At 72.4% G+C, this 26,515-nt stretch carries 24 protein-coding genes; 14 read left to right on the top strand and 10 right to left on the bottom strand.

Annotation, left to right across the window (positions count from 1 at the left end):
• Positions 1-4: 4 nt before the first annotated feature.
• Genes ABZX85_RS42295 through ABZX85_RS42280 form a run of 4 tightly spaced genes read right to left on the bottom strand, consistent with a single transcriptional unit; the run spans position 5 to position 5,533 of the window.
• On the bottom strand, positions 5-250 hold the full coding sequence (locus ABZX85_RS42295; RefSeq protein ID WP_355881827.1) for an acyl carrier protein: 246 nt from the start codon (positions 248-250) through the stop codon (positions 5-7).
• Between the two features lie 56 nt (positions 251-306).
• Positions 307-1,998: an acyl-CoA dehydrogenase gene (locus tag ABZX85_RS42290; RefSeq protein WP_355881824.1), complete on the bottom strand. Its 1,692-nt coding sequence runs from the start codon at positions 1,996-1,998 to the stop codon at positions 307-309.
• Positions 1,995-3,779, bottom strand: a complete 1,785-nt coding sequence (locus ABZX85_RS42285; protein WP_355881821.1) for an acyl-CoA dehydrogenase — start codon at positions 3,777-3,779, stop codon at positions 1,995-1,997. Before ABZX85_RS42285 ends, ABZX85_RS42290 begins: the two co-directional genes overlap by 4 nt.
• The gene (locus ABZX85_RS42280) at positions 3,776-5,533 is read right to left on the bottom strand and encodes a fatty acyl-AMP ligase (RefSeq protein WP_355881819.1); all 1,758 of its coding nucleotides are present in this window, start codon (positions 5,531-5,533) and stop codon (positions 3,776-3,778) included. Before ABZX85_RS42280 ends, ABZX85_RS42285 begins: the two co-directional genes overlap by 4 nt.
• Positions 5,534-5,706: 173 nt before the next feature.
• On the opposite strand from ABZX85_RS42280, the gene ABZX85_RS42275 reads away from it, so the two are divergent.
• The 6 genes from ABZX85_RS42275 to ABZX85_RS42250 all read left to right on the top strand — a co-directional run bounded on the left by ABZX85_RS42275 (position 5,707) and on the right by ABZX85_RS42250 (position 12,882).
• Positions 5,707-6,681, top strand: coding sequence for an ATP-binding cassette domain-containing protein (locus ABZX85_RS42275; RefSeq protein WP_355881816.1), 975 nt, complete (start codon positions 5,707-5,709; stop codon positions 6,679-6,681).
• Positions 6,678-7,505 carry an ABC transporter permease gene (locus tag ABZX85_RS42270; protein ID WP_355881813.1) on the top strand — a complete coding sequence of 276 codons (828 nt, stop codon included), beginning with the start codon at positions 6,678-6,680 and terminating at the stop codon, positions 7,503-7,505. The genes ABZX85_RS42275 and ABZX85_RS42270 overlap by 4 nt, the downstream gene beginning before the upstream one ends.
• A 25-nt stretch (positions 7,506-7,530) precedes the next feature.
• Entirely contained in the window at positions 7,531-8,589 is a 1,059-nt protein-coding gene (locus tag ABZX85_RS42265) for an LLM class F420-dependent oxidoreductase (RefSeq protein ID WP_355881967.1), read from the top strand.
• A gap of 79 nt (positions 8,590-8,668) precedes the next feature.
• A complete protein-coding gene (locus ABZX85_RS42260; protein ID WP_355881810.1) occupies positions 8,669-9,364 on the top strand; it encodes an alpha/beta fold hydrolase in 696 nt (231 codons plus the stop codon).
• Positions 9,365-9,375: 11 nt separating this feature from the next.
• Entirely contained in the window at positions 9,376-10,200 is an 825-nt protein-coding gene (locus ABZX85_RS42255) for an SDR family oxidoreductase (protein ID WP_355881807.1), read from the top strand.
• 948 nt (positions 10,201-11,148) lie between these two features.
• The gene (locus ABZX85_RS42250) at positions 11,149-12,882 is read left to right on the top strand and encodes an amino acid adenylation domain-containing protein (protein WP_355881965.1); all 1,734 of its coding nucleotides are present in this window, start codon (positions 11,149-11,151) and stop codon (positions 12,880-12,882) included.
• A gap of 120 nt (positions 12,883-13,002) precedes the next feature.
• On the opposite strand, the gene ABZX85_RS42245 is transcribed toward ABZX85_RS42250, so the two are convergent.
• The 5 genes from ABZX85_RS42245 to ABZX85_RS42225 all read right to left on the bottom strand — a co-directional run bounded on the left by ABZX85_RS42245 (position 13,003) and on the right by ABZX85_RS42225 (position 18,106).
• Entirely contained in the window at positions 13,003-14,163 is a 1,161-nt protein-coding gene (locus ABZX85_RS42245) for an NAD-dependent formate dehydrogenase (RefSeq protein ID WP_355881804.1), read from the bottom strand.
• Between the two features lie 105 nt (positions 14,164-14,268).
• A complete protein-coding gene (locus ABZX85_RS42240) occupies positions 14,269-15,201 on the bottom strand; it encodes a LysR family transcriptional regulator (protein WP_355881801.1) in 933 nt (310 codons plus the stop codon).
• 219 nt (positions 15,202-15,420) lie between these two features.
• Positions 15,421-16,038, bottom strand: a complete 618-nt coding sequence (locus ABZX85_RS42235) for a nucleoside deaminase (protein WP_355881798.1) — start codon at positions 16,036-16,038, stop codon at positions 15,421-15,423.
• A 250-nt stretch (positions 16,039-16,288) separates the two neighbouring features.
• Positions 16,289-17,497: a molybdopterin-binding protein gene (locus tag ABZX85_RS42230; protein WP_355881795.1), complete on the bottom strand. Its 1,209-nt coding sequence runs from the start codon at positions 17,495-17,497 to the stop codon at positions 16,289-16,291.
• 126 nt (positions 17,498-17,623) lie between these two features.
• Positions 17,624-18,106 carry a molybdopterin-dependent oxidoreductase gene (locus ABZX85_RS42225; RefSeq protein ID WP_355881792.1) on the bottom strand — a complete coding sequence of 161 codons (483 nt, stop codon included), beginning with the start codon at positions 18,104-18,106 and terminating at the stop codon, positions 17,624-17,626.
• Between the two features lie 137 nt (positions 18,107-18,243).
• Here ABZX85_RS42225 and ABZX85_RS42220 point away from each other — a divergent pair, with 137 nt between their 5' ends.
• The 7 genes from ABZX85_RS42220 (at position 18,244) to ABZX85_RS42190 (ending at position 23,527) form a co-directional block, all read left to right on the top strand.
• A complete protein-coding gene (locus ABZX85_RS42220) occupies positions 18,244-18,630 on the top strand; it encodes a TOBE domain-containing protein (protein ID WP_355881790.1) in 387 nt (128 codons plus the stop codon).
• Between the two features lie 35 nt (positions 18,631-18,665).
• Entirely contained in the window at positions 18,666-19,496 is an 831-nt protein-coding gene (gene modA, locus ABZX85_RS42215) for a molybdate ABC transporter substrate-binding protein (protein WP_355881789.1), read from the top strand.
• Positions 19,493-20,347, top strand: a complete 855-nt coding sequence (modB, locus tag ABZX85_RS42210) for a molybdate ABC transporter permease subunit (protein ID WP_355881786.1) — start codon at positions 19,493-19,495, stop codon at positions 20,345-20,347. Before modA ends, modB begins: the two co-directional genes overlap by 4 nt.
• Positions 20,344-21,441 (top strand): ABC transporter ATP-binding protein, encoded by a 1,098-nt coding sequence (locus ABZX85_RS42205; RefSeq protein ID WP_355881783.1) that lies wholly within the window; start codon positions 20,344-20,346, stop codon positions 21,439-21,441. The genes modB and ABZX85_RS42205 overlap by 4 nt, the downstream gene beginning before the upstream one ends.
• Positions 21,442-21,581: 140 nt before the next feature.
• Complete coding sequence (locus ABZX85_RS42200) at positions 21,582-22,001, top strand: TOBE domain-containing protein (RefSeq protein ID WP_355881962.1); 420 nt, start codon at positions 21,582-21,584, stop codon at positions 21,999-22,001.
• Between the two features lie 85 nt (positions 22,002-22,086).
• The gene (locus ABZX85_RS42195; RefSeq protein WP_355881780.1) at positions 22,087-22,713 is read left to right on the top strand and encodes a molybdopterin-dependent oxidoreductase; all 627 of its coding nucleotides are present in this window, start codon (positions 22,087-22,089) and stop codon (positions 22,711-22,713) included.
• 106 nt (positions 22,714-22,819) lie between these two features.
• Positions 22,820-23,527: a cysteine hydrolase gene (locus tag ABZX85_RS42190; protein ID WP_355881777.1), complete on the top strand. Its 708-nt coding sequence runs from the start codon at positions 22,820-22,822 to the stop codon at positions 23,525-23,527.
• 15 nt (positions 23,528-23,542) lie between these two features.
• Here the strand turns inward: ABZX85_RS42190 and ABZX85_RS42185 are convergent, their stop codons facing one another.
• Positions 23,543-24,946 carry a nucleobase:cation symporter-2 family protein gene (locus tag ABZX85_RS42185; protein WP_355881774.1) on the bottom strand — a complete coding sequence of 468 codons (1,404 nt, stop codon included), beginning with the start codon at positions 24,944-24,946 and terminating at the stop codon, positions 23,543-23,545.
• 485 nt (positions 24,947-25,431) lie between these two features.
• On the opposite strand from ABZX85_RS42185, the gene ABZX85_RS42180 reads away from it, so the two are divergent.
• A complete protein-coding gene (locus tag ABZX85_RS42180) occupies positions 25,432-26,505 on the top strand; it encodes an aromatic ring-hydroxylating dioxygenase subunit alpha (protein ID WP_355881771.1) in 1,074 nt (357 codons plus the stop codon).
• The last annotated feature ends 10 nt before the right edge of the window (positions 26,506-26,515 follow it).

Here is a 26,515-nt window from a genome sequence, read left to right as displayed (position 1 = left end):
AGGTTCAGGCCCCCTGTTCGACCAGGTTGCCGACGACCTCGGCGAGCGCGTCGATCGTGGGGTGGTCCCAGGTCAGCGCGTCGTCGACGGTGACGTCGAACTCGTCCTCGATGTCGGCGGTGATGGCCAGCGCCGTCAGCGAGTCCAGGCCGTAGTCGGCCAGCGGCACGGACGTGTCCAGACCCTCCGGCGAGCGTCGCAGGTAGGTCGCCACCCGGTCGGTCAGCCAGGCGTGCACGTCAGCGGTCATGGGGGGTCTCATTTCCTGTGGGGACGGTACGGAAGAAGGAAGGAGAGGGTGGGTGCTCAGGACACCGGGCGGGCGGTCAGCCCGTAGGAGAGGCCCGCGCGGTGGCGGTGCGTCAGTTCGGTGACGAGGGCGTCCTCGACCGGGACCGGCAGCGGTCCGGCGTCCGATCGGCACAGCGCGGCGCGCGCCCAGGCGGGGTCGGCGAGGAAGGTGCCGGGCTCGGAGTGGCGCCAGACGTGCAGGCAGGCCGTGCGGGTGAGGAGGCGGGTGTAGCAGGTGACGAGGTCGTAGTGCTCGGGCCGGGCGTCCACTCCGAGGTCGACGGGCGACAGTGTGGCGCACAGGGCGCCCAGCGCGGCGAGTTCGGCGCTGTCAGTCCGCGCCGCCTCACGCAAGCCGGCGTGGCCCGGGTCCCAGGGCGCGTCGGCGAGGGCGTGCAGGGAGCCGGCCAGCGGGTCGCGGCCCGAGGCGTGCAGGGCGAGTGCGCCGAACGGCAGCGGCGGCAGGTCTCCGGTGAGGGCGAACAGGCCGTCCGGGGCCGGGTCCGCGCCGGGCCGGGTCCAGGATCTGCGGCCCAGCAGCGGGAGTTGGGCGAGCAGGCTCATCTGGCAGGCGGCGCGGGCGATGTGGCCGAAGCCGACGGGGGCGAGGTCGCGCAGCAGCTTCTGGAACAGTCCGGTCGGGCCCTCACGGAGGTAGAAGTGGGCGCCCAGGAGCTCCGCCAGCCGGTCCATCGCCTCCAGAAGCAGCCGGGACACCTCGAACTTCACCGCCGACGCGTACACACTCGCCGACCGGGGCAGCAGGTGCAGGGCACGTGCCCCGACCGCCGACAGGGCCTCCGCGCGCAGCAGGTCGGCGAAGACACCGGCCAGCGTGGAGCGGACGTACGGGAGATCGACGGCCGCCCCGCCGTACAGCCGGCGCTCGGTGAGGTGCCGTACGGCGATCCGCAGCCCGGTGTCGAGGGTGCCGGTCGCCATCGCGGGCAGGACCGTGCGGGTCGTCTGGAGCGCCTTGAGGGCGTTCTCCAGGCCGGAGCCGGCCGGGCCGAGCAACGCGTCTCGGGAGACCGGGAGTTGGTCGAAGGACAGGCCGCCGAGCTGGACGCCGCGCATGCCGGCGGTCGCGAACCGGGGCAGGTCGACGACGTGGGCCCGGTCGGCGGCGGTCCGGTCGAGCAGGACCAGGGAGTGGGAGCGTGCGCCGGGGCGGGGGTCGGTGCGGGCGAGCACGACCAGCGCGTCCGCGCGTCCGATGTTGGTGACGACCTCCTTGCGCCCGCTGAGCAGCAGTCCGTCCCCGGCGGGGGTGGCGGCGAACTCCATGCCCGCCATGTCGTTGCCGTGGGCCAGTTCGTGGAAGGCGATGGCGATCCGGCGTCCGTCGAGCAGCAGGTCCGCCGCGTGCCGGGTCTGCCGGGTGTCGCCGGCCGTCCACAGGGTGACGCCCGCGATGAGGGAGCTGACCCCGTGGCCGAGGCCGAGCGCGGGGTCGCGCCGATAGACGGTGCGCAGCACCTCGGCGAGGTGGTCGGCACGGGTGAGGCGTCCGCCGAGCGCCTCGGGCACGAACTCCGCGTTGAGGCCGTAGGTGTGGAGGGCCTTCTCGCCGGCGGCGAGCATCTCGGCGCGTTCGTCGGCGGCGAGGATCTCGGTGGCGCCGGTGGGGTTGGTGTCGTCGAAGAGGGGGCCGAGGAGCCGGTCGAGGTCGTCGGCGCGGGCCGGGGCGAGGGGGTGGGCGGTCATACGGTGGCCTCCAGGAGGGTGAACTCCGGGGCAGAGCGGTCGAGAAGGACGTCCGCGAGGGCGTCGTACGCCTCGGTGTCGTCCTCGTCCGCCAGGGCGGCGAGGCAGGCGCGGAGCCAGAGGGCGTCCTTGCCGAGGCGGCCCGTGCGCAGGGGCGGGTTCTCCAGCCAGAGCAGGAGGCAGGCCGCCGCCGCGTAGGCGTGTTCGTAGCGTTCGGCGAGGGCGAAGGCCGTGCTGGGCAGGCCGCCCGTCGCCGGGACGAGCGCGGAGGCGTCCGTGGCGAGTCCGTCGAGGAGCCGGGAGGGGAAGGGGAGGGCGGCTCGTTCGACGGCCTCGGGGAGGGCCTGGACCGCGCTGCATCCGGTGGGCGACAGCAGGGCGAGGCGGGCCGGGTCGAAGGCGGGGAGGGGGGCGGTGAGGTCGGCGGCCGTCCGTAGCCCTTCCGCGTCGGTCCGGCCCTTGGCCAACTGGCGGCCCAGTCGTGGGAGTTGGCTGATGAGTGCGGCGCGGTTGACGGTTGTGCTGCCGTCGAAGATCGAGACGATCCGGTGGTCGCGCTCCAGCTTCGCGAACCCCCCGCCGGGCGGCGAGGTGAGGAAGCCGCGTACGCCGAGGAGTTCGCCGATCCCGGTCAGCGTGCGCTGGACCAGTGACGGCACGAACGCCTTCGTCAGCGCGGAGACGACGCTCAGTTCACCCGGCAGGGTGTGGACCGAGCGGGTGGACAGCAGGGTCACCGCCTCGGCGGTCAGCGCCTGGGCGGCGGCCCGGCCGAGGGCCCGCCGGACATGGGGTACGGCGGACAGGCGGCGGCCGTACAGCTCTCGGCCGGCCGCGAACTCCCGGGCCAGGCGCAGCGCGTGGTCGGTGGCGCCGAGGGAGAGGGAGACGCACGTGATACGTGTCAGTTGGAGGGATTTGAGGACGACCGGGAGGCCGCCGCCTTCCTCGCCGATCAGCGCGCCGGCGGGGATCTCGGCGCGGTCGAGGGCGAAGCCGCTGATGTCCGCGCCCCGGATGCCGTGTGTGCGGACCTTCGGCAGGGGGCGCCAACTCCCTTCGGGCAGCGCCTTCTTGTCGACGAGGAAGAGGCTGAAGCCGCGCGCGCCGCCAGCCGGGTCCGTGCGGGCCAGGACGCAGGCGAGTGCGGATCGGGTGGCGTTGTTGATGAGCCACTTCTCGCCGTCGAGCCGCCAGCCGCCACCCAGCTCGCCCCCGTTCCGCCCGTCCCCGTTCCGCCCGTCTCCGGCCAGCCCGTCCCCGTCCAGCGCCGTCGCGGAGAACTCGCCCGCGAGCAGGTCGGCGCCGTGGCCGCGTTCGGTCAGCCCCCAGCAGACGGTGTCGCCCGCGAGGACCCGGCCGGCGAGGGCGGCGGACTGTTCCGGGGTGCCGGCGATCCAGACCGGGACCGAGCCGAGGAACGTCTTGCCGTGGGCGATGGCGACGGTGAGATCGCGGCGGGCGACGGCGCGCAGCAGGCGGACGGTCTCGGGGAGGCCGCCGTGCGGGGTGTCCCCGTCCGAGGTGACCCCGTCCGAGGCGTTGCGGTCCGAGCTGTTGCCGTTCGGGGTGTTGCCGTTCGGGGTCTCGCCGTTCGGGGTCTCGCCGTTCGGGGTCTCGCTGCCCCGCGACAGGATGTAGTGCGCGGCGAGCCCCGCCTCGTCGAGGGCGCGTGCCGCCCGGGCCGGGAACTCTTCCCGCTCGTCGAGCGCGGCGAGTTCAGCGGGCTCGAAGGCGTCGGACCCGGTGAGCAGCGCCTCCAGCGCGGTCGCCGTCGTCATCGGGCCCCCTCCCGGCGCCGTCCGGCGAGCGCGGCCGTCAGCAGCGGGTCCTCGCTGAGCAGCACGGGCCCGAGCTGCCCGGTGACGTACAGCTCTCGCATCGCGGCCCGCTGGATCTTGCCGCTGGTGGTCCGGCGGACCGAGCGCGGCCTGACCAGGGCGACCCCGCCGACAGGTACCCCGAACTCGCGGGCCACGAACTGCTTGACCGTCGCGGCCAGCGCCGGCAGTTCGTCGGAGCCGGCCTGTTCCCGGGTCTCCTGCACAACGACGACCACGGGTTCGGCGTCGACGCCGTCGGTCCCGCCGACCATGAACACCGCGCTCAGTAGCCCGTCCAACTCCTCGTGGCACTCGCGGAGTTCGTCCTCGATGTCGTGCGGATAGAGGTTGCGTCCGTGGACGACGAGGACGTCCTTGCGGCGGCCCGTGACGTACAGGTCGCCGTCGAGCCAGCCTCCGAGGTCGCCGGTGCGCAGGTAGGGGCCCTGGCCGTCGGCGGTGCGGGCCCGGAAGGCGGCGTCCGTCGCGGTCGCGTTCTCCCAGTAGCCGTGGGCGACACAGGGGCCGGTGAGCCAGATCTCGCCGATCCGCCCGTCGGACAGCACCTCACGGGTCTCGGGGTCGACGATCACCGTCTCGGAACCGCTGTCGGTGCCGCACCCGGTGAGTGTGCGGGCCTCCTCGCCCTCCCCGGCCGGGGCGAGAAGCCCGCGCTCCAGGGCGGCCACCCCGACGGGGGTGCGCAGCGGGACCCGGCCGCCGGTGCCGGAGGCCATCAGGGTCGCCTCGGCGAGCCCGTACATGGGGACCATCGTCTCGGCCCGGAACCCCGCCGGGCCGAACCGCTCCTGGAACCGGTCCAGGGTGACGGACCGGACCGGTTCGGAGCCGTTCACGGCGGCCCGCAGCCGGGACAGGTCCAGCGTGGCGAGCTGCTCGTCGGTGACGCGGCGGACGCAGATGTCGTAGCCGAAGTCCGGTGAGGCGGTCATCGCGATGTCCAGCTCGTCCATCATGCGCAGCCACTGGAAGGGGTTGCGCAGGAAGGACAGGGAGTCCAGCTGGACGTAGCCGCGCCCGAGGAGGATGCCGGGGAGCATGACCCCGATCAGACCCATGTCGTGGTACAGCGGAATCCAGCCGCCGTAGCGGGCGTCCGGGCCGAGACCGAGCGCGTCGGCGATGCACTCGCCGTTCAGCGTCAGGTTGCCGTGGCTGACCATGACGCCCTTGGGGTCGCCGGTCGAACCGGACGTGTACTGGAGGAGGGCGATGCTGCCGGGGGTGACGGCCGGTGCGCGCCAGGCGTCCGGATCGCCGGCGCCGCCGTCGGTGGGGTGCACGAGCAGGTCCGGGAGGCCGGCGTCGGCGGACCACTTCTCCAGCGTCCGCCGGTCCTCCTCCTGCGTGAGGACCACGCGTACGCCCGCGTCCCGGGCGATGGCGGCGAGTCTGCGGTGCTGGTGGCCGGAACGGGCCGGGACGGGGGCGGGGACCGCGATCATCCCCGCGTAGACGCAGGCGAAGAACGCGGTCACGAACTCCAGGCCGGGTGAGTAGGCGAGGAGGGCCCGGTCGCCTGGGGAGAAGCGCTCCTGGAGCCAGGAGGCGATGCGCCGGGAATGGAGATCGAGTTCCGCGTAACTGCGGGTCGATATATCGAGGTCGGTGGAGCCGGAAACAAAAAATGCGGCTGTTTCCTGCGGATCACGAGCGGCTCGTTCTCTGAGCGAAGTCAGTAATTCTCGCACGGTGCAGAAGGTACGCCCCGAAAGATGACTGGAGGTCAAATCACGGACCGATAAAGGTCAAGGCGAAGCCAAAAGATCTTGAACATTTCGGGGGGTTCCCAACCCCGCCGCCAGGCGTATAAACGATCCCGACCACATTCAAGTCACCCCCACCAGAGACGAGTTGCTCAGCCATGCACCCCCACGCAGCGTCGGCTGTCCTGGTTCAGGACGTCCGTAAGGGATTCCGTGGAAAACCGGCGCTGAACGGCCTCGATCTGGAGGTCGCCCCGGGCGAGGTGAGGGGGCTGCTGGGCCCGAACGGTGCCGGGAAAACCACCCTGGTAAGAATTCTCACGACCCTTCTCAGACAGGATTCAGGAAGCGTCCTCGTGAATGGCTGGAATGTGCTGGACGAGGCCGAAAATGTGCGCTCCTCCCTCGGGGTGGCCGGCCAGTACGCCACCGTCGACGCCGCCCTGACCGGCCGCGAGAACCTCTTTCTCGTGGCCCGGCTGCGCGGCGCCGCCCGCCGCACCGCACGGGCCACGGCCGGTGAACTCCTGGCCAGATTCCGCCTCACCGACGCCGCCGACCGCCCGGCCGGCACCTACTCCGGCGGTATGCGCAGACGCCTCGACCTGGCCGCCGCACTCGTCGGCGCGCCCCCCGTCGTCGTCCTCGACGAACCCACCACCGGCCTCGACCCCGAGAGCCGCCTGGACACCTGGGACGCCGTCGCCGAACTCGCCTCCGGCGGCACCACCGTGCTGCTCACCACTCAGTACCTGGAGGAGGCCGACCGGCTCGCCGACCGCATCACGGTCATCGACCACGGCCGGGTCGTCGCCGAGGGCACCAGCGACGAACTCAAGGCCGCCGCCGGACAGCGCCTCGTCCTGCACGTCGCCGACGCCGGCCAGCTCGACACGGCGGCCCGCGCCGTCGCCCGCGCCACCGGCACCGTTCCCGCCGTGGACCACCGCGCCCGCCGTATCGAGGCGACCGCCGCCGACGGCCGCACCACCCTCGGCCGCGCCCTCGCCGAACTGGACGCCGACGGGGTCGAGCCCCTGGAGATCGGCCTGAGCCGCGCCACCCTCGACGACGTGTTCCTCTCCCTCACCGGCTCCCGGCGCCACAAAACCCCGCAGGAGGCGGCGAGTTGACCTTCCAGACGTTCGCCGTACGACGCACTCCGCCGGTCCGGATCGCGGCCGAGAGCACCGACCTCGCCGTCCGCAACCTGCTGCACGTCCGCCGCAGCCCCGGCCTCCTGGTCTCCTCGCTCGTCGAACCCGTCGTCTACGCGATGCTGATCGGCTACGTCTTCGGCAACAGCCTCGGCGGCGGCGCCTACCGCTCCTACCTGGTCGCCGGACTCATCGCCCAGACCGCCGCCTTCACCACCACCTACACCACCGTCGGCCTCGCCCGCGATCTGGAGGAGGGCATGGTCGACCGGTTCCGTACCCTGCCCATGTCCCGGATCGCGCTGCTCCTCGGCCGGACCCTCTCCGACCTCGCCACCTCAGCCGTCAGCATCGCCGTCACCACCCTGTGCGGGCTCCTGATGGGCTGGCGCCCGAACGCCGGCCCCGCCGAGGTCGCCGCCGGATTCGGCCTCGTCCTCCTCTTCTCCTACGCCATGTCCTGGATCGGCATCCTCGTCGCCCTCATCGCCCCGAACGTCCAGGTGGCCGCCGGACTCGGCCTGATCTGGCTCTTCCCGGCCACCTTCATCTCCTCCGGCTTCGTCTCCGGCGCCACCCTCCCCGGACCGCTGCCCACCATCGCCGCCTGGAACCCGATCACCTCCGTGGCGGGCGCGCTGCGGCAGCTCTTCGGCAACGCGCCCCCGCCCGGCTTCGCCCTCCAGCACGACTGGCCCGCCGCCCACCCCGTCCTCTACACCGTCACGAGCTCGCTGCTGCTGACCGCAGTCTGCGCCGCCCTCGCCACCTGGCGCTACCGCGCCCGCACGAGCCGCTGACCGACAGGAGCCCCCCATGAACAAGCTGCGGCTCGGCCTCAACCTCGGCTACTGGACCGGCGCCAACGACGCCACGAACCTCCCCCTCGCCGCCCTCGCCGAGGACCTGGGCTACGCGGCGGTCTGGGTCTCCGAGGCGTACGGCTCCGACGCCGTCACCGTTCTGTCGTACATCGCCGCCCGCACCAGCCGGATCGACGTCGGCACCGCCGTCCTCCAGATCCCCGCCCGCACCCCCGCGACGACCGCCATGACCGCCGCCACCCTCGACACCCTCTCGGGTGGCCGGCTCCGCCTCGGCCTCGGCGTCTCGGGCCCCCAGGTCTCCGAGGGCTGGCACGGCGTCAGGTTCGGCTCCCCGCTGGGGCGGACCCGCGAGTACGTCGGGCTGGTGCGCAAGGCGCTGCGCCGCGAGCCGCTGGAACAGCGGGGGAAGCACTTCACGCTGCCTCTGCCCGACGGCCCAGGCAAGGCCCTGACGCTCACCGTCCGGCCGCCTCGCGAGCGGATTCCCGTGTACCTCGCGGCGCTCGGCCCGAAGAACCTCGAACTGGCCGGGGAGATCGCCGACGGCTGGCTTCCCGTGTTCTTCACCCCTGAGCACGCCGGCCGCCAACTGGACTCCCTGCGCACCGGGTTGACGCGGGCCGGGCGTACGCTCGACGGCTTCGACATCGCCCCCACGGTCCCGCTGGTGACCGGGGACGACTGGCGGGCCTGCGCCCGGCGGGTACGGGGGTACGCCGCCCTGTACCTCGGGGGGATGGGCGGGCGGGACGACAACCACTACACGCTGCTGGCCGAACGGATGGGGTTCGGGGAGGGGGCGCGCGCCGTCCAGGAGCGGTTCCTGAAGGGGGACTACCCCGGGGCGATGGCCGCCGTCCCGCTGGAGTTCCTCGATGCCGTCGCCCTGCTCGGGCCGCGCGAACGCATCGCGGAGCGCGTCGCCGCGTTCGCCGAGGCGGGCGTCACCACCCTCAACGTCCTGCCCGTGGGCCCCGGCCTCCCCGCACCCGACCGCGCGGCGGGCGCGCTGCGCACCGCCGTGGAAGCCGCCGAACTGGCCGGCGTGCTCGCCTGACCCCCGACCCTTGTCCGGCCCCTCCGACCCTTTCCGGCCCTTCCGACCTTGTCCGGCCCCTCCGAGGAGACCCTCACCCATGACCGACACCCCGATCCGCCTCCTGTGCCTGCCCTACGCGGGCGCCGGGGCCTCCTTCTACCGGCCCTGGACCGCTCTCGCCGGCGAGGGACTTGAGATCGTCCCCCTCCAACTCCCCGGCCGGGAACGCCTCATCGACGACGAGCCCTACCGGAACGTCTCCGCGGCCGTCGACGGCCTGATGGACCAACTGGCCCCTGACGGCGGCCGGTTCGCGCTCTTCGGGCACAGTCTCGGCGCGATCCTCGCCTACGAACTGGCCCACCGCCTCGTCGAGAGCCCCGGAGTCGAAGTCGTCCACCTCTTCGCCAGCGGCTCCCCCGAACCCGCCGACGGACGCGACCGGCACGCCACCGGCCTCTCCGACGACGAGTTCCTCGACCGCGTCGCCGAGTTCGCCGGCTACCGCCACCCCGCCCTCGACGACCCTGAGATGCGCGACATGATCTTGCCCACGCTACGTGCCGACGTCGAGATGCACGAAAGCTACACCCCGGGCACCGACCGTCCCCTCGACGCCCCGCTGACCGTCGTGCGCGGCGAGGACGACGACCTGGTCACCTACGACGACGCCGAGGCGTGGACCAAGGTCGCGGGCCGCGACTTCGAGCACGTCGAGGTGCCCGGCGGCCACATGTACCTGGTCGACGCGGCACCGGCCCTGGTCCGGCTCATCGCGTCGACCGTGCTGTGAAGGGGGCTGCGATGCGTCTCGACGGCAAGTCGGTGTTGGTGACGGGGGCGGCGCGGGGGCTGGGGCGGGCGATCGCGGTGGCGTGTGCGGCGGAGGGGGCGGATCTGACGCTGCTGGACGTGTGTGCGGATCTGCCGGGGGTGCCGTATCCGCTGGGTACGCGGGGGCAGTTGGAGCACACGGCCGAGCTGTGCCGGGAGGCGGGGGCGGCGGTGCTGACGGTCGAGGCCGACATCCGTGACCTGCTCGCCGTGCGGGAGGCGGTGGTGCTGGCCTGCGACCGGTTCGGGGGCATCGACGTCGCCGTCAACAACGCGGGGATCGCGGCGCCTTCGGGGAAGCCGGTGCACGAGATCGACGAGGACGAGTGGGCGCTGATCATCGATGTGGACCTGTCGGGGGCGTGGCGGGTCGTGCGTGAGGTCGGCAAGGCCATGAGCGCGCGGCGGTCGGGGAGCATCGTCAACGTCTCCTCCACCGCCGGGCTGGTGGGGTACCGGCACTTCGCCGGGTACGTCGCCGCCAAGCACGCCGTCGTCGGCCTCACGAAGGCCGCCGCGCTCGACTACGCGCCGACGAAGGTCCGCGTCAACGCGGTCTGTCCCGGATCGGTGCGGGACGACGCGCGGGTGGAGGGGCGGATGCTGGCGGAGATCGCGCGGGCGTTGGAGGTGCCGGTCCACGACCACGAGAAGACGTTCGTGGAGGCACAGCCGATGAACGCGCTCGTCGAACCCGAGGACGTCGCCGCCGCCGTCGTCTTCCTCGCCTCCGACGAGTCCCGGCAGATCACCGGGACCGTTCTGACCGTCGACGGTGGCTTCAGCGCCCGCTGAGGCCACGTGCCGGTAGTCCATACCGGTAACTCGTGCCGGTAGCTCATACCGACAGTTCGTGCCGGTGGTTCATCACCACCTAACCCCCTTCCATCGCCAAGGAGTTGCCGCACCGTGTCCCTCGCCCAGCGCTGCCACGCCCTGCGCATCCCGTCACCCCCCGCCGACACGGACGCCTGGACCGAGGACGTTCCCGTCCCCTCCGACCACCCCCTCGCCGCACGCCGCCGCGCCCTCGAACTCGCACGGCCGGCGCGGCGTCCACGGCGTGTCCTGCTGCGGTACGCCGACGGCCGCGCCGACCTGATCACCGTGGCTCCGCGTCCGGGGCTCGCGGCGCTGATCGGGGCGGTCACCGGTGAGCCCCCGGAGGAGGCGGTGTCACCGGTGGATCTCCAGGGGCCTCCGGTCTGGGGGTTGGGAGATCCGGCGGCCGTCGCGACGCCCGTGACCGTCCCCCTCGGTGCCCCCGGCCTCCCTGATCTCCCTGGTGACGAGCCGAGTTGGCTCACCGCCCTCGCCCTCACCCTGCGCCGTTACGACAGCGCGTCCGACCCGGTGATCGGCACGGATCACGGCACGTTCACCGTCCCCGCCGGGGAGTCGAAGCCGGTCGAGTCCCAAGGCCCGGTCCTGGCGGGCCTGTTGTTCACGGACACCTCGCTCCCCCAGGGTGCCGAGTACGTCCCCTGCCTGGCCCCGCCCTTCCCCCTCACCCTCTCCGTCTCCCCCTCCCCCGACGGCGGTTGGCACCTGCGCGCCGATCACCTCGCGAGTCACGTGTCCCCGGAGATCGCGGCTCAGTTCGTCCGGCATCTCGCGTACGTGCACCGGCAGATCCTCGACGAAGTCCCCTTGGACGAGGTCGAGTTGTTCGACGCCGAGGAACGCGAGCGCGTGATCGCACTGGGCCGTCCCGCACGTACGGTGACGAGTGAGCCGATGAGTATGACGGAGGCGTTCGCGAGGATCGTCGCGCGGACGCCGGACCGGGAGGCGCTGAGCGACGGCGCCGAGGTACTGACGTACCGTCAACTGGACGTGAGGGCCGACCTATTGGCCAGGGGACTCGTCGCGCACGGTGTCGCCGTGGGTGACCGGGTCGGCGTCTGTCTGGAGCGCACGGCCGAGTTGGTCGTCACCCTCCTGGCGGTCCTGAAGGCCGGAGCGACGTACGTTCCGCTCGATCCCGCGTACCCGGCGGAACGGATCGCCCACACCACGAGGGACGCGGGGCTGGGCGTGGTGGTGACACGTGCGCTGGAGTTCCCGGAGGTGGAGGGGTGCGCGCCGGTCACGCCGGACGAACTCCTCAGCGACGGGGAGTCCCAGCCGCTGCCGGAGGTGACGGCCGATGCTCCGGCGTACGTGATCTACACGTCCGGTTCGACCGGACGCCCGAAGGGGGTCGTCGTCCCCCACCGCAACGTCATCGCCCTCATCGACGCGACCCGGGAGGAATACGGGCTTGGTGGCGAGGACGTGTGGACGTGGTTCCACTCCGCCGCGTTCGACTTCTCCGTGTGGGAGATCTGGGGATGCCTCCTGACCGGCGGACGCCTCGTCGTCGTCCCCCACCCGGTCTCCCGCGAACCCGACACCTTCCGCGACCTGCTCGTCTCCGAGAAGGTCACCGTGCTGAGCCAGACCCCCTCCGCCTTCGGGCAGCTGCTCAGCGTGGAGCACGGGGAGGTCGGGGTGCGGCTGGTCGTCTTCGGAGGCGAACCCCTCGACACCCGGGGACTGCTGCCGTGGATGGACCGGCACCCCGCCACCACCTGCCGGCTGGTCAACATGTACGGGATCACCGAGACGACCGTCCACGTCACCGAGCAGACTCTCACCCGCGCCCAGGCCCTCACCGGCACCCGCTCGGTCGGCCCCGCGCTGCCCGGCTGGCACCTCTACGTCCTCGACCCCGCCGGCCGTCTCCTCCCGCCCGGCGTCGCGGGCGAGATCTGCGTCGGCGGCAAGGGCGTCGCCCACGGCTACCTCGGCCGCCCCGACCTCACCACCCAGCGCTTCGTCCCCGACCCCCACACCACCACCGGCACCCTCTACCACAGCGGCGACCTCGGCCGACTGCGCCCCGACGGCCACCTCGACCACCTCGGCCGCATCGACACCCAGGTCAAAATCCGCGGCTTCCGCATCGAACTCGACGAAATCCGAGGCGTCCTCCTCGAAGACCCCCACGTACACACCGCCGCCGTCACCGTCCACCACCACAACCCCGACGACCCCGCAAGCGCCCGCATCCACGCCCACGTCGTACTGACCCCAGGCAGCGACCCCCACGCGGTCCGAAGGCGGGCGGCGGAAATCCTCCCCGAGCACATGCTCCCGGCCACCGTCACCGCCCTCGACGCCCTCCCCCTGACGGCCAACGGCAAGCTGGACACGGCGAAGCTGCCCGCACCACGCACCCGGCAGGTCCCGGCGCCGCCGGCACCCGGAGCCGACGATCTCACCGCCCGCCTGACCCGCATCTGGAGCGACGTCCTCGGCACACCCGTCGGCCCGGACGACGACTTCTTCGAACTCGGCGGCAACTCCCTGTTCGCCGTCCGGATCACCGCCGCACTACGGGAACAGGGGCTCCCGGCCCTGCGACTGCGGGAGCTGTACCGGCATCCGACGATCAGGGAGACGGCGACGGCGTTGAGGGCGTCCGCCGAGTAGGGCAGTCGTGGACAGCCCATGTGACACGCGCGCCGTCGGCCGGTCGGCCGTGGACGCCCGCCACCGCCTCGCGCCTCTCGCGTGGAGGCCACCGGCGTGCCGCCCGGTGGCCTCCGTAGGTCACTTGTTGACGGAGTAGGAGTGCGCACCGGTCCCGGCCAGCGCGCCGCTGTCGACGATGAGGTATTCGTCGCGGATCGGGCGGCCGGACAGCCAGGACTCCAGGATCTCCCGGGTGCCCGCCGCGTAGCGGGCCTGGGCGGAGAGGGAGGAGCCGGAGATGTGGGGGGTCATGCCGTGGTGGGGCATGGTGCGCCAGGGGTGGTCGGCGGGGGCGGGCTGCGGGTACCAGACGTCGCCCGCGTAGCCCGCGAGCTGCCCGCCGCGAAGGGCGCGGTCGACGGCGTCCCGGTCGACGATCTTCGCCCGCGCCGTGTTGATGAGGTACGCGCCGCGCTTCATGGTGGCGAGCAGTTCGTCGCCGAACAGGCCCTCGGTCTCGGGGTGGAGGGGTGCGTTGATGGTGACGACGTCGCAGTGCGGGACCATGTCGGCCGCGCTGTCGTGCCAGGTGAGGCCGAGTTCGCGCTCGATGTCCTCGGACAGCCGGTAGCGGTCGGTGTAGTGGAGTTTCACGTCGAAGGGGGCGAGGCGCCGCAGGACGGCGAGTCCGATGCGGCCGGCGGCGACGGTGCCGACATGCATGCCCTCCAGGTCGTACGAGCGGGCCACGCAGTCGGCGATGTTCCAGCCGCCGTCGAGGACGACCTGATGGGCGGGCAGGTAGTTGCGGACCAGGGAGAGCGTCATCATGACGACGTGTTCGGCGACGCTGATGCTGTTGGAGTACGTCACCTCGGCGACCGTCACCCCGTGCGCGACCGCCGCGTCGAGGTCGACGTGGTCGGAGCCGATGCCCGCGGTGATCGCCAGTTTGAGGTTCGGCGCGGCGGCGATGCGCTCCGGGGTGAGGTAGGCGGGCCAGAACGGCTGCGAGATCACGACGTCCGCGTCGGCCAGCTCGCGGTCGAAGGCCGATCCGGCGCCGTCCTTGTCGGAGGTGACGACGAGGGTGTGACCGGCCTTCTCCAGGAAGGTACGCAGGCCGAGTTCGCCGGAGACGCTGCCGAGGAGGTGGCCCGGCGTGAAGTCGACGGCCTCGGGGGTCGGGGTGCTCTGGCCGCCGGGGTAGTGGCCGATGACGGGGAGGTCGTCGCGCGCGTACTCGGTGGGGTATCCGTCGGTGGGGTCGTCGTACAGGACACAGAGCACCTTGGCCATGTCACGGCTCCTCAACTGGCGTCGCGGGAAGGTGCCGTTCACGATCCTCGGGGTCGTCGTCCCTGGTCAAAGCGTTCCTCTTGATGATGGGATAGACCGCGTCTATCAGCCGGGGCCGCCCAGGTAGGAGTGGAGCAGCTCGTCCAGGGCGTCGCGGACGCCGGCCTCGCGGGCCACCCTCACCAGTGCGTCCGTGAGGACCGGGGTGGGTTCGGTGCGGGCGACCACCAGTCCGACCCGGGGCCCGTGCGCGGGTCCCTTCAACGGCACCACCCGCATTCCGTCGGGGACGCCGAACAGGTGCAGCCACGCGTGCGAGATGACGCAGGACCAGCGTCCGCCGGGCAGGTGCGCGTAGAGCCCGGCGACGCTGTCCGACTCGATCGCGGGTGCGGCCGTGGCGCCGTCGGCGGCGAAGCACTCGTCGATGATGCGCCGGTTGCGCATCCGGGAGTTGAGCAGGCACAGCGGCAGCGTGGCGGCCTGGGACCAGCTCGCGGCCTCGCAGTCGCCGAGCGGTCCGTCGAGGGGGGTGAGGAGGACGTACCTCTCCTCGTAGAGCGGGAAGCGGCGTACCTGGCGCAGGGTGTCGTCGTCCAGATAGGTCATCGCCGCGTCCAGTTCGAACTCCGTCAGTCCGTGCCGGATCTCCTCCGACGACAGCGACTCCAGGGCCACGGCGGCGCGTGGATGGTGTTCGCAGAACGGAGTGGTCAGCAGGGAGGCGACCGGCAGTGCGGTCGGTACGACCCCGAGCCGCAGGGTGCCGGTCAGTCCGCCTCTCAGTGCGGACAACTCCTGCCGCAGGGCGTCGCGTTCGGCGAGAATCCGGTGGGCCCACGCCAGGACGACCTCTCCTTCGGGGGTGAGTCCCTCGTAGCGTCTGCCGCGTCGCACGATCGGCACGTCCAGCTCGTGTTCGAGCCTCTTCATCGCGGCGGACAGCGAGGGCTGCGAGACGTAGCAGGCCGCCGCCGCGCGGGCGAAGTGGCGTTCTCGGGCGAGTGCGACGAGGTACTCCAGCTGGCGCAGCAGCACGCGCGGCCTCCGTGGGTCGGTCGCACGGCCGGCGGTCAGGGGGTGGCGACGTACAGCGGTGCTCCGGCCATGCGCTTGCCGAGGTTAACTCCGGAGGCTCCAGAGGGCTGGGCCTGCGCTGTCCGTGGGAGCGTGCGGCCGACGGCGGGAGACATCGCCGCGGCCGGCCCGCACACCCCGGTTCAGCCTTGTCCGGTCACGTCGTGTTCGCGCCGCCGGTCATGCGGGCGTGTTGATCGAGCCGCGTCCCCGCGCGTTGTAGACCACGGCGTCCGGGCGTTCGCCGTACGCGCGCAGGACCTCTATGGCCTCGTCCCGCAGGACGTCGGTGACGATCTCGATGCCGCGCCGGCCGAACTCCTCGATCCAGTCGTCGCGCATGGGGCCTTCGTCGAAGCCGGTCAGGTCCTCGACCTCGGAGCCGTGCCCGGCGATGAGGAGGCGTCGTACGCCGGACCACATCGCGGCGCCGTAACACATCACGCAGGTGCGCCAGTTGACGACGAGTTCGAGCGCGGGTCCGCCGGGGGCGCCCAGGTCCCAGGTGCCGTGGCCCGCCTGGGCGAGGGAGAGCGCGACGACCTCGGCGTGGGTGGAGGACAGGCCCGAGGCCAGGACCAGGTTGACGCCGGCCGAGCGGATGCGGCCGGTCCCGGTCTCGACGACGAGGGCGGCGAAGGGTCCGCCGGTGCCTTCCTCGTGGTTGCGGGCGGCGAGCCGGTTGACGAGGCGGACGCGGTCCTCGTCGGTGGGCAGGGTGTCGGGGACGTCGGCGAGTTCGGACGTCACCCAGTCGGGGAGCTGGACACCGAAGCGGGTGGGCAGGGCGGAAGGCATGGTGTTCCTCACAAGACGAGCGGGGCGGGGCGGGCGGGGCCTGGCTGAGGAGTCAGCCCGCTCGTCGGCCGTGAGCGACGCGCCCGCTGCTCCACGCGCACCGGCGGGCGCCGCGCCGGAGGTCGGTGCTGTGTACGGAACACACGGGCACGGCGGCCTCCTCTTCCCTCTCGTGGGGTTCTCCACCTGCGAAATCAGAGGGCAGCCTGGCAGAGGTTCGTGTCCCGGAGGTTGCGTCGCGGTTTCCGTGTCACCCCGCGAGGAGGAGCAGGGGGACCGGCTGTCCGGGCCGCCAGTCGGGCGGTACGGCGGCGAGGGCGTCCGCGAGGGCGGCGCCGTGCAGGAAGGCGGGGCGGTGGCCGCCGGCCGGGCGGGCGGTGGCGCCGTCCCAGGTGACAGGGATCAGCCGGGTGCGGCCCGGCGCGGTGCGGATGTCGCCGGTGAGCGGGATGCGGGGCAGCGCGGGCAGGGGGCGGCCGGTGAGTCCGGCCAGGAGCGGGGCGAGCAGAGTGTGGGCGGCGGCCAGTGCGGCGTACGGGTTGCCGGGCAGGCCCACGACCCAGTGCCCGTCCGGGAGTTGAGCCAGTAGTTGGGGGTGGCCGGGGCGGCAGACGACCGCGTCGACCACCCAGCGGGCGTCCGCGTCGGCCAGCAGCATCCGTAGCTGGTCGGTGGCGCCGACGGAGGTGGAGCCCGTCACCACGGTCACGTCCGCGCGGTCGTACGGGTGGCGGTGGACGGCCGTGGTGAGGGAGCCGACGGGCCGGTCCGGCACGTGCCGGACGTCCGTGCTCTCGCCGCCCATCGCCTCGATCAGGGGTGGGAGGAGCGGCCCGAGGGCGTCGCGCACCCGGCCGGGTCCGGGGTGGCCGGCGTGGGTGAGTTCGTCGCCGGTGACCAGGGTCCGGACCCTGGGGCGGGGCCGTACGGGAAGCGTGTCGTGGCCGGCTGCCGCGGCCAGGCCGAGCAGGGCGGGGCCGATGCGGGTGCCTGCCGGAGCCAGGAGCGAACCGGCCGGAGCGTCTTCGCCCGCGCGGCGGATGTGCTTGCCGTCGGACAGGTACGGGCCCCGTACGAGCGTGCCGGACCGGTCGACGTGTTCCAGCGGAATCACCGCCCGTGCTCCGACGGGCACGGCCGCGCCGGTCGAGATCTCGACCGCCTCGCCCGCGGCCAGCGGTCCGCCGGTCCAGGTGCCGCCCGCACGCACCACGCCTCGCACCTGCCAGGGCCCAGCCCCGGAGCCGACCGCGTAGCCGTCCATCGCGGCGGTGTCGAAGCCCGGCATCGGCTGCGGGGTGCGCAGCACGTCGGCCAGGGCCAGCCCGGCGGCTTCGGCGAGCGTCACCTGCTGGACGGGCAGCGGCGCCGGGGCCGCGTGGGCGCGTTCGCGTGCGCTCGCCCACGGCAGGTCGCGGCAGGAGACGGGCGGCGCGGGCGCGGTGGCGAGGGCGGTCATGCCGACCACCGTGGCGGTGCCGTTTTACGGCGCGCCGCACGCGGGGTTGCCGCTGTGGCACGGGCCGTTCACGTCCGTTCCGGGCGGGGTGTGAGGTTCGGGGGGCGGGTTCCCTGTGGAGCCCCGTCAGGTCCACGCGGTGTAGCCGCCGTCCACGTGGATCGCCTCGATGCCGCTGACGTAGCGGGCGCCGCAGCGGTCCTGGGGGAGGACGAGTTGGGCGCCCGCGTGGTCCAGCGGGGTGGCGTCGAGGGTGGCGGCGAGGAGGACGGGGGCGCGGCCGAAGTCGGGGTCGATCTCGGCCCAGGACAGGAGGGTGCGGTGGCCGTCGGCGCCGCGTACGGCGATCAGGAAGCGGAGGCGGTCCTTGCGGCGGGCCGGGTCGAAGGACGGGCCCGCGGCGGTGAGGACGTCGTGCAGGAGCGGGCCGGTGAAGCGGTGGCGCTGGACGCCGCTGGACGCGCACTCGAAGGCGACGTCGGCCGCGTGCTGGGGCCAGGCGAGCAGGTCGGGCACGGTGAGCCGGGACGGTCGGTCCAGGTCGCCGGTGAGGACGAGTTCCGCCGCGAATCCGGCGGTCGTACGGGCAGCTGCGAGGCTCTGGCTCACGGGCTACCACCTCCCGGGTGACCGTACCCGGACCGCCCTCACGCGCAAACGCACATGCCAGCCAGGTAGATCACGATTCCGGCTCATGCCATGCTTCAGGAGGCATTCGCCTTGCATATGCGGCTTATCATCGATGCATGCACACCTACCGGATCGGGGACGCCGCCGCCTTACTGGGCGTGAGTCCCGACACCGTGCGGCGTCTGGTCGACGGCGGGAGACTGGTCGCCGAACGCGACGAGCAGGGCCGTCGGATCATCCCGGGGCCGGCACTCGCGGCCTACGCCCGCGAGGCGCACCGGGCCGAACGGGAGTCCACCGGCTCCTCGGCCCGCAACCGCTTCTCCGGCATCGTCACCGAGGTGGTCCTCGGGGACGTGTCCGCGCAGGTGGAGATCCAGGCCGGGCCGTTCCGGGTGGTGGCGCTGGTCAGCCGCGAGTCGGCTGAGGAGCTGAAGCTGGAACCCGGGGTTCCGGCGGTGGCCGTGATCAAATCGACCAACGTGGTCGTCGAAAGACCGTAGTCGAGTCCGTCAGGACCTTGAGGAGTGGACCCGTGATGACCCGTTCTGTGCGCACCCGTCGGCCCGTGCGGCTGGCCGCTGTGGGAGCCGCCGCGCTGCTGGCCCTGAGCGCCTGTTCGTCCTCCGACGACTCGGACTCCGGCTCCGGGAAGTCGGACCCCTCGGCGTCGGCCTCCGCCTCGTCGAAGGTCTCCGGTGACATCACCGTGTTCGCCGCGGCCTCGCTCAAGGAGAGCTTCACGACCCTGGGCAAGGAGTTCGAGTCGGCGCACCCCGGCGCCAAGGTCACCTTCAGCTTCGGCGGCAGCGACTCCCTCGCCGCGTCCATCACCGGCGGCGCCCCCGCCGACGTCTTCGCCTCCGCCAGCCCGAAGACGATGAAGGTCGTCACGGACGCGGGCGGCAACGCCACCGCCCCGGCCACGTTCGTGCGCAACCAGCTGGAGATCGCCACCCTGCCCGGCAACCCGGACAAGATCGCCTCGCTGAAGGATCTGACGAACAAGGATCTGAAGGTCGTCCTGTGCGACAAGACGGTGCCGTGCGGCGCCGCCGCCGAGAAGGCGCTGACCGCGAGCAAGCTGAAGCTCACCCCGGTCTCGTACGAGGAGGACGTCAAGTCCGCCCTCAACAAGGTGGTGCTGAAGGAGGCCGACGCGGCGGTCGTGTACAAGACCGACGTGAAGGCCGCGGGCAGCAAGGTGGAGGGCGTGGAGTTTCCCGAGTCCGCCGGCGCCGTCAACGACTACCCCATCACCCTGCTCAAGGAGTCCAAGAACACCGAGACCGCCAAGGCGTTCATCGCGTTCGTGCAGTCCGCCGAGGGCCAGAAGGTCCTGACCGCCGCCGGGTTCCTGAACCCGTGACCCCGTCTCCCACCGACCGGGCCGGCGCCGCGGACACCCTCACCGGTGGTCCGCGGCGCCGCCGCGCCCTCAAGGGCGGTGCGCCGCTGCCCCTGCTCGTGCCCGCCCTGATCGGGCTGGTGTTCCTCACCCTGCCGCTCGTCGCCCTGCTGATCAGGGCCCCCTGGTCCAGCATGCCCGACCTGCTGACCAGCTCCGAGGTGTGGCAGGCCCTCAAGCTCTCCCTGCTCTGTGCGACGGCGGCCACCGCCGTGAGCCTGGTGCTCGGGGTGCCGCTGGCCTGGCTGCTGGCCCGGGTGGACTTCCCCGGCCGCGGCCTCGTACGGGCCCTGGTGACGCTGCCGCTGGTGCTGCCCCCGGTCGTCGGCGGTGTCGCCCTCCTGATGGCGCTGGGCCGCAACGGCGTCGTCGGCCAGTGGCTGGACTCCTGGTTCGGGATCACTCTTCCGTTCACCACCACTGGGGTCGTGGTCGCGGAGGCGTTCGTGGCGATGCCGTTCCTGGTGATCAGCGTCGAGGGCACCCTGCGCGCGGCCGACCCCCGCTTCGAGGAGGCCGCCGCCACGCTCGGCGCGTCCCGGTTCACCGCGTTCCGCCGGGTCACCCTCCCCCTGATCGCCCCCGGTATCGCCGCCGGCGCGGTGCTGGCCTGGGCTCGCGCGCTCGGCGAGTTCGGCGCCACGATCACCTTCGCCGGCAACTTCCCCGGCCGTACCCAGACCATGCCGCTCGCCGTCTACCTCGCCCTCCAGAACGACCCCCAGACCGCGATCGCCCTCAGCCTGGTCCTGCTCGCCGTGTCGGTCGCCGTGCTGGCGGGGCTGCGCGACCGCTGGATGACCGCCTCATGACCGACACCGGGAAGACCTCCGACATGGCCTACGACGTCCAGGCCGGCCCCTCCGCGGACGGGCTCGACGCCCGTCTCGTCGTCGAGCGCGGCGCCTTCCGCCTCGACGTGGCGCTCACGGCGGCGCCCGGTGACGTGGTCGCGCTCCTCGGCCCCAACGGCGCCGGCAAGACGACCGCCCTGCGCGCCCTCGCCGGACTCGTCCCGCTCACCGACGGCCATCTGCGGCTGGACGGCGCGGAGTTGGACCGCACGCCGCCGGAGTCGCGGCCGGTCGGGGTCGTCTTCCAGGACTACCTGCTCTTCCCCCACCTCTCCGCCCTGGACAACGTGGCCTTCGGCCCCCGCTGCCACGGCGTCGGCAAGGCGGAGGCCCGTGCCCAGGCCGCCGTGTGGCTGGAACGCATGGGCCTGTCCGGGCACACGGCCGCGAAACCCCGCCGCCTCTCCGGCGGGCAGGCCCAACGCGTCGCGCTCGCACGGGCGTTGGCCACCCACCCCCGTCTGCTGCTCCTCGACGAGCCCCTGGCGGCGCTGGACGCCCGCACCCGTCTCGACGTCCGCACCCAACTCCGCCGTCACCTCGCCGAGTTCGAGGCCGTCGCCGTACTCGTCACCCACGATCCGCTGGACGCGATGGTCCTGGCCGACCGTCTGATCGTCATCGAGGACGGCCGCATCGTCCAGGAGGGCACCCCGGCCGACATCGCCCGCCGCCCGCGTACGGACTACATCGCCCACCTGGTCGGTCTCAACCTGTACCGGGGCGAGGCCGAGGGGCACACCGTGCGCGTCGGCGGCGGGGCCGAGGTGACGACCACGGAGGACCTCACCGGCCCGGTCTTCGTCGCCTTCCCGCCCAGCGCCGTCACTCTCCACCGCGAGCGCCCCACCGGCTCCAGCGCCCGCAACCTGTGGCGCTGCGAGGTCGCCGGGCTGGAGGCCCACGGCGACCAGATCCGTGCCGCCCTCACCGGCGGACTCCCGCTCGCGGCCGACCTCACCACCGTCGCCGCCGCCGAGCTCGACCTGCATCCGGGGGCAGAGGTCTGGGCGGCGGTGAAGGCGGCGCAGACCCACGCGTATCCCGCCTGAGCGGATCGAAGAGCCCGATCCGCGAGGCGCGTTGGGCCATTTGCCTCGCGGTTGCGATGACGTGCGCATGGAAGGGACCCGTGCCGGTCTACGGTGGACCGAAGATCCACAAACACCCCGAACCCCGCGAGGCGTCCCCCATGAACCTGAGCATCCGCAACCAGCTCCCCGGCACCGTCACGGCCGTCACCCCCGGGGAGGTCATGGCCACGGTCAGGGTCCACCTCGACGGCGGCCAGGACGTCACCGCCGCGATCACCCTCGACGCCGTCAAGGACCTCGGCCTCGCCGCGGGCTCCGCCGTCCGCACCCTGGTGAAGGCGACCGAGGTGTCCCTGGCCATCGGCCCGGTGGAGGGCCTGTCCATCCGCAACCGGCTCGCGGGCACGGTGCGCGAGGTCTCGACGGGCGCCGCGATGGCCTCGGTCCGGGTCGCGGTCGACGGCGCCGAACTCACCGCCGCGATCACCAAGGACGCGGTCACCGACCTCGGCCTGACGGAGGGCTCCGCGGTCACCGCGCTGTTCAAGTCGACGGAGGTCTCGCTCGCGGCCGTGTGAGGCGGGGCGCGGGCCCGATGCGCCGCGCGGGCGGGGGCGCCGTACGCTGCTCGGAGAGAACACCGAGGCAGGGAGCGTGCAGGACGTGACAGGCAACCGCCCGGGCGCGCCGCCCCGCCGCATCCCGCCGGGCCAGCGTCTGGTGCGGGGCTGGCCCGTCTCGCACTACGGCCCGGTCCCCCGCTTCCGCCCCGAGCGCTGGAATCTGCGCGTCCACGGCGCGACCGCCTCCGGCGCCGACCGGACCTGGGTCTTCGACGACCTCACCGCGCTCCCGCACACCACCGTGACCGCCGACCTGCACTGCGCCACCGGCCCCACCTCGACCGATCACGAGTGGTACGGCATCCCCGCCACCGCCGTCACCGAGCTGGTCCCGCCCGCGCCGGACGTCACCCACGTCATGGCCTGGGCGGAGTACGGCTACGCGGCCAACCTCCGCCTCGCCGACTTCACCGCCCCCGAGACGCTCCTGGCCACCCACCACGACGGCGAGCCCCTCACCGCCGAGCACGGATTCCCGCTGCGCCTGGTCGTCCCCCACCTCTACGGCTACAAGAGCCCCAAGTGGCTGCGTGCCATCGAGTACCTCACCGAGGACCGGCGCGGTTTCTGGGAGGAGCGCGGCTACCACAACCTCGCCGACCCGTGGAAGGAACAGCGCTACTCCCACCAGGAGGCACCCGGCGACGGTCCCGCCCAGGAGAGCTAGCGCCCTGGAGCCCGGGAACGCGTGCACCCGTCATCGGAGTTCGGCATCATGAGTGATCGTTGCCGGTGTCCTCCCCCGGCCACTCCCACGAGAGGTGCCCGCGCAGATGACCACGGCAGAGCCCGGCCTCCAGAACCCCTACACCGCACCGCACTTCGAGTCCTCCGCGCTCATCACCATCGACGTGCAGCGCGACTTCCTCTCCGACGCCCCGTACGGTGTGCCGGGCACCACGGAGATCCTCCCCGCGCTGCGGCGGACAGCGGCGTCGTTCCGTGCGGCGGGCCGGCCCGTGGTGCACGTCGTGCGGCTGTACGAGGAAGGCGGCGGCAACGCCGATCCGGTACGGCGCCGGCTGCTGGAGTCGGGGGTCCGGATCGTCGCGCCCGGTACGCGGGGCAGTGAGCTCGCCGCCGGGCTCCTGCCCGAAGGGGCACCCGCTCTGGACCCCGGCCTGCTGCTGTCGGGTCGCCCGCAGCGGCTCGGGCCGTACGACCACGCGGTGTTCAAGCCTCGCTGGGGTGCTTTCTACCGCACCTGCCTGGAGGAGCTGCTGGGTGAACTCGGCGTGGACACCTTGGTGTTCGCCGGGTGCAATCTCCCCAACTGCCCGCGGGCCAGCATCATGCAGGCGTCGGAGCGGGACTTCCGGGTGGCCCTCGTACGGGACGCGGTCTCGCGGGTGACGGACTCGGCCCTCACCGAACTCGCGGGCATCGGCGTCGAGATCCTCGACACCGCCGCGCTCGAAGGGCTGCCGGCCGGGCCGGCCCACGCCGAAGGCTCCGGAACGGGCGGTGCCCGGAGCCTGTGACGCCGTACCGCCGCCTCAAGCGGCCGGCACGGTGTCCGGGACCGCCGCCTCGGCCGGGCCCGGCTCCCGGCCTGCCTTCGCGCGGCCAGGGGTGTGGTTGAACAGCAGGTTCAGCAGGAACGCGGCGACGGTCGCGCTGGTGATCGCGCTGCCGCCGATGATCTGCACCCAGGTCGGGAACGCGTGGTAGAAGGACGGCGCGACGACGGGGAGCATGCCCACCCCGATCGCGACGGCGACGATCAGCAGGTTGCTGGTGCCCTCGAACTCGACCTTGCGCAGGGTGCTGATGCCGACCGAGGTGACGGTGGCGAACATGACCAGTCCGGCGCCGCCGATCACCGGTCCCGGCAGCGAGGCGACGATCTCGCCGAGCTTGGGTATGAGCGCGAGGACGACGAGGATGCCCCCGGCGACGGCGGCGACGTAGCGGCTGCGGACCTTGGTCATGCCGACCAGGCCGACGTTCTGGGCGAACACGGTGTCCAGGAAACCGTTCATGATCCCGCCGAAGACCCCTGAGACCCCGTCGGCCGCCAGACCGCGCGCCAGGTCCTTGCGGGAGAGCGGACGGCCGGTCATCTCGCCGACGGCGAGCATGTCGGCGGTCGACTCGGTGAACGTCACCAGCATCACCACACACATGGAGATCACGGCCGCGACCGGGAAGTGCGGCGCACCGAAGTGGAAGGGGGAGGCGAGCCCGAACCAGTCCGCGCCGCCGACCGAGGAGAAGTCCGTCAGCCCCATGGGCACGGCGACGAGGGTGCCGACGATCAGCCCCAGCAGGACACCGAGCTGGGAGAGGAAGCCGCTGGTGAAGCGGTTGACGAGGACGATCAGCAGCACGATGCCGCCCGCCAGCGCGAGGTGGCCGGGGGCGGCGTAGTCCTTCGCGGTGGAGTCGTTGCCCGCGATCAAGCCGGCGGCGACACCGATCAGCGACAGCCCGATCACCGTGATGACCGATCCGCTGACCAGTGGCGGGAAGAAGCGCACCGCTCGGGCGAACGGCACCGCCACGAGCAGGCCGAAGACACCGGCGGCGATCATCGAGCCGTACACCGCCTGCATCCCGTACTCGCCCGCGATCAGGATCATCGGGGTGACGGCGGTGAAGGTCGCGCCCGCGACGACCGGGAGGCGTACGCCCAACACCTTGCCGATGCCGAGCGCCTGAACAAGGGTGATGAACCCGGCGACCAGCAGGTCGGCGTTGATGAGCAGTCCGATGGTGGACGTGTCGAGCTTCGCCGCCGCGCCGAACACCAGCGGGACGGTGACGCAGCCGGTGTACATCACCAGCACGTGCTGGAGACCGAGCAGGCCGAGCCGGGCGGGCGGCAGGACCTCGTCGACCGGATGCCGGCCGGTCACGGCGGTGGACGGCGACGCGGACGCGTCTGGAGCCTGGGACAAGGCGTGCCTCCGGAGGCGGAGTTTGGGGAGGAAATCAGGGAGGAGGGAAGACGGCGGCCAGGGCAGGGGCGCGGAGCCTCGTCGACCGGAACAGCGGTCAAACTTTTTGTTGAATCTGTTTCGCCCTTATTTCCCCGGACGAACAGCCGTGTTGCTTTTGCGGCGGCCGGACGTCCGCCGTCATCCGCGACGACGGGACATCCACTGTTAACAACGGCGGAACGGCCGCGATATGGCGATGCGTCACCGTCGCTGCCAGGACCGCAGGAAGCCGGACACAGAGGAGGTGGCGTCATGACCCTCGCACGAGGACTCCACGCCGATCTCCGCTGCCGTGTCCATCAGTCGGCGTGGACGCGAGGCCGTGTCGCGCACGGCGTACCGAGGGACCGCGAGGCCGCCCGCGTCTGAGACGGCGCGGCCAGGCGACTCACCCCACCCTCCCGACGCCCGGCTCGTTCTCCTGCGAAGGACCCCTTCTCCCCATGACCACGGTCGCACCCCTGCCTGCCCGCAACTCCGCCCAGGCCCCCGTCGTCCTGCCCCGCGAGTGCACCTTCGACCCCGACGACTGGGCGATCCTCGCCCAGCACTGGTACCCGGTCGCGCTCTCCACCGAGATCGGCGCCGAACCCGTCTCCGTACGCCTCCTCGACGAACCCCTCGTCGTCTACCGGGCGGACGGCCGCATCGTCGTCGCCAATGACATCTGCCCCCATCGCGGCGTCCCGCTCAGCAAGGGGTACGCCGCCGGCGACGGCACCGGCATCCGCTGCGCCTACCACGGCCTGCGCTTCGGCGAGGGCGGTCGCTGCACGGACGTACCCGCGCACCCCGCCTCGAAGATCCCCACCCGCCTCAACCTGCGCAGCTACCCGGCCGTCGAACGCTACGGCCTGGTCTGGACATGCCTGCGCCCGGAGCCCGGCGCGGAGCCGGCCATCCCGGCGATGGCGCACTGGGACGACGACGGCTTCCAGCAGATCAACTGCCCCTGGATCGACATCGCCGCCTTCGCCGGCCGCCAGGTCGAGGGCTTCCTCGACGTCGCCCACTTCGGCTTCGTCCACCTGGAGTCCTTCGGCGACCCCGACAACGTCGAGGTCCCCGACTACATCCCCGTCCGCCACCGGCACGGCTTCTCCGTCGACTACTGGAGCACCGTCAGCAACTACCCGCGCGGCACCAAGGAGGCTCCGCCCGGCTTCCAGTGGCTGCGCCGCTTCGACGTCCACCTGCCGTTCACGGCCACCCTCGTCGTGCACTTCCCCGACGGCGCGCTGCTCGACATCATGAACGCCGCCTCCCCCGTCTCCGCCCGCCAGACCCGCATGTTCGCCCCCATCGCCCGCAACTTCGACACCGACCAGCCCGTCCAGGCCGTATACGACTTCAACCGCACGGTCTTCGAGGAGGACCGCGCCATCGTCGAGATCCAGAAACCCGAGAACCTCCCCCTCGACCCGAAACTCGAAGTCCACATCCCCGCCGACCGCAGTTCCATCGCCTACCGTCGCGGCCTGCGCGAACTGGGCCTGAGCCACTTCTTCACGGCATAGGGCGGCCCGT

It is taken from the genome of Streptomyces sp. NPDC004539 (assembly GCF_040610055.1).
Taxonomy (GTDB): Bacteria; Actinomycetota; Actinomycetes; order Streptomycetales; family Streptomycetaceae; genus Streptomyces.
This window is presented reverse-complemented; position numbering and strand designations above follow the sequence as displayed.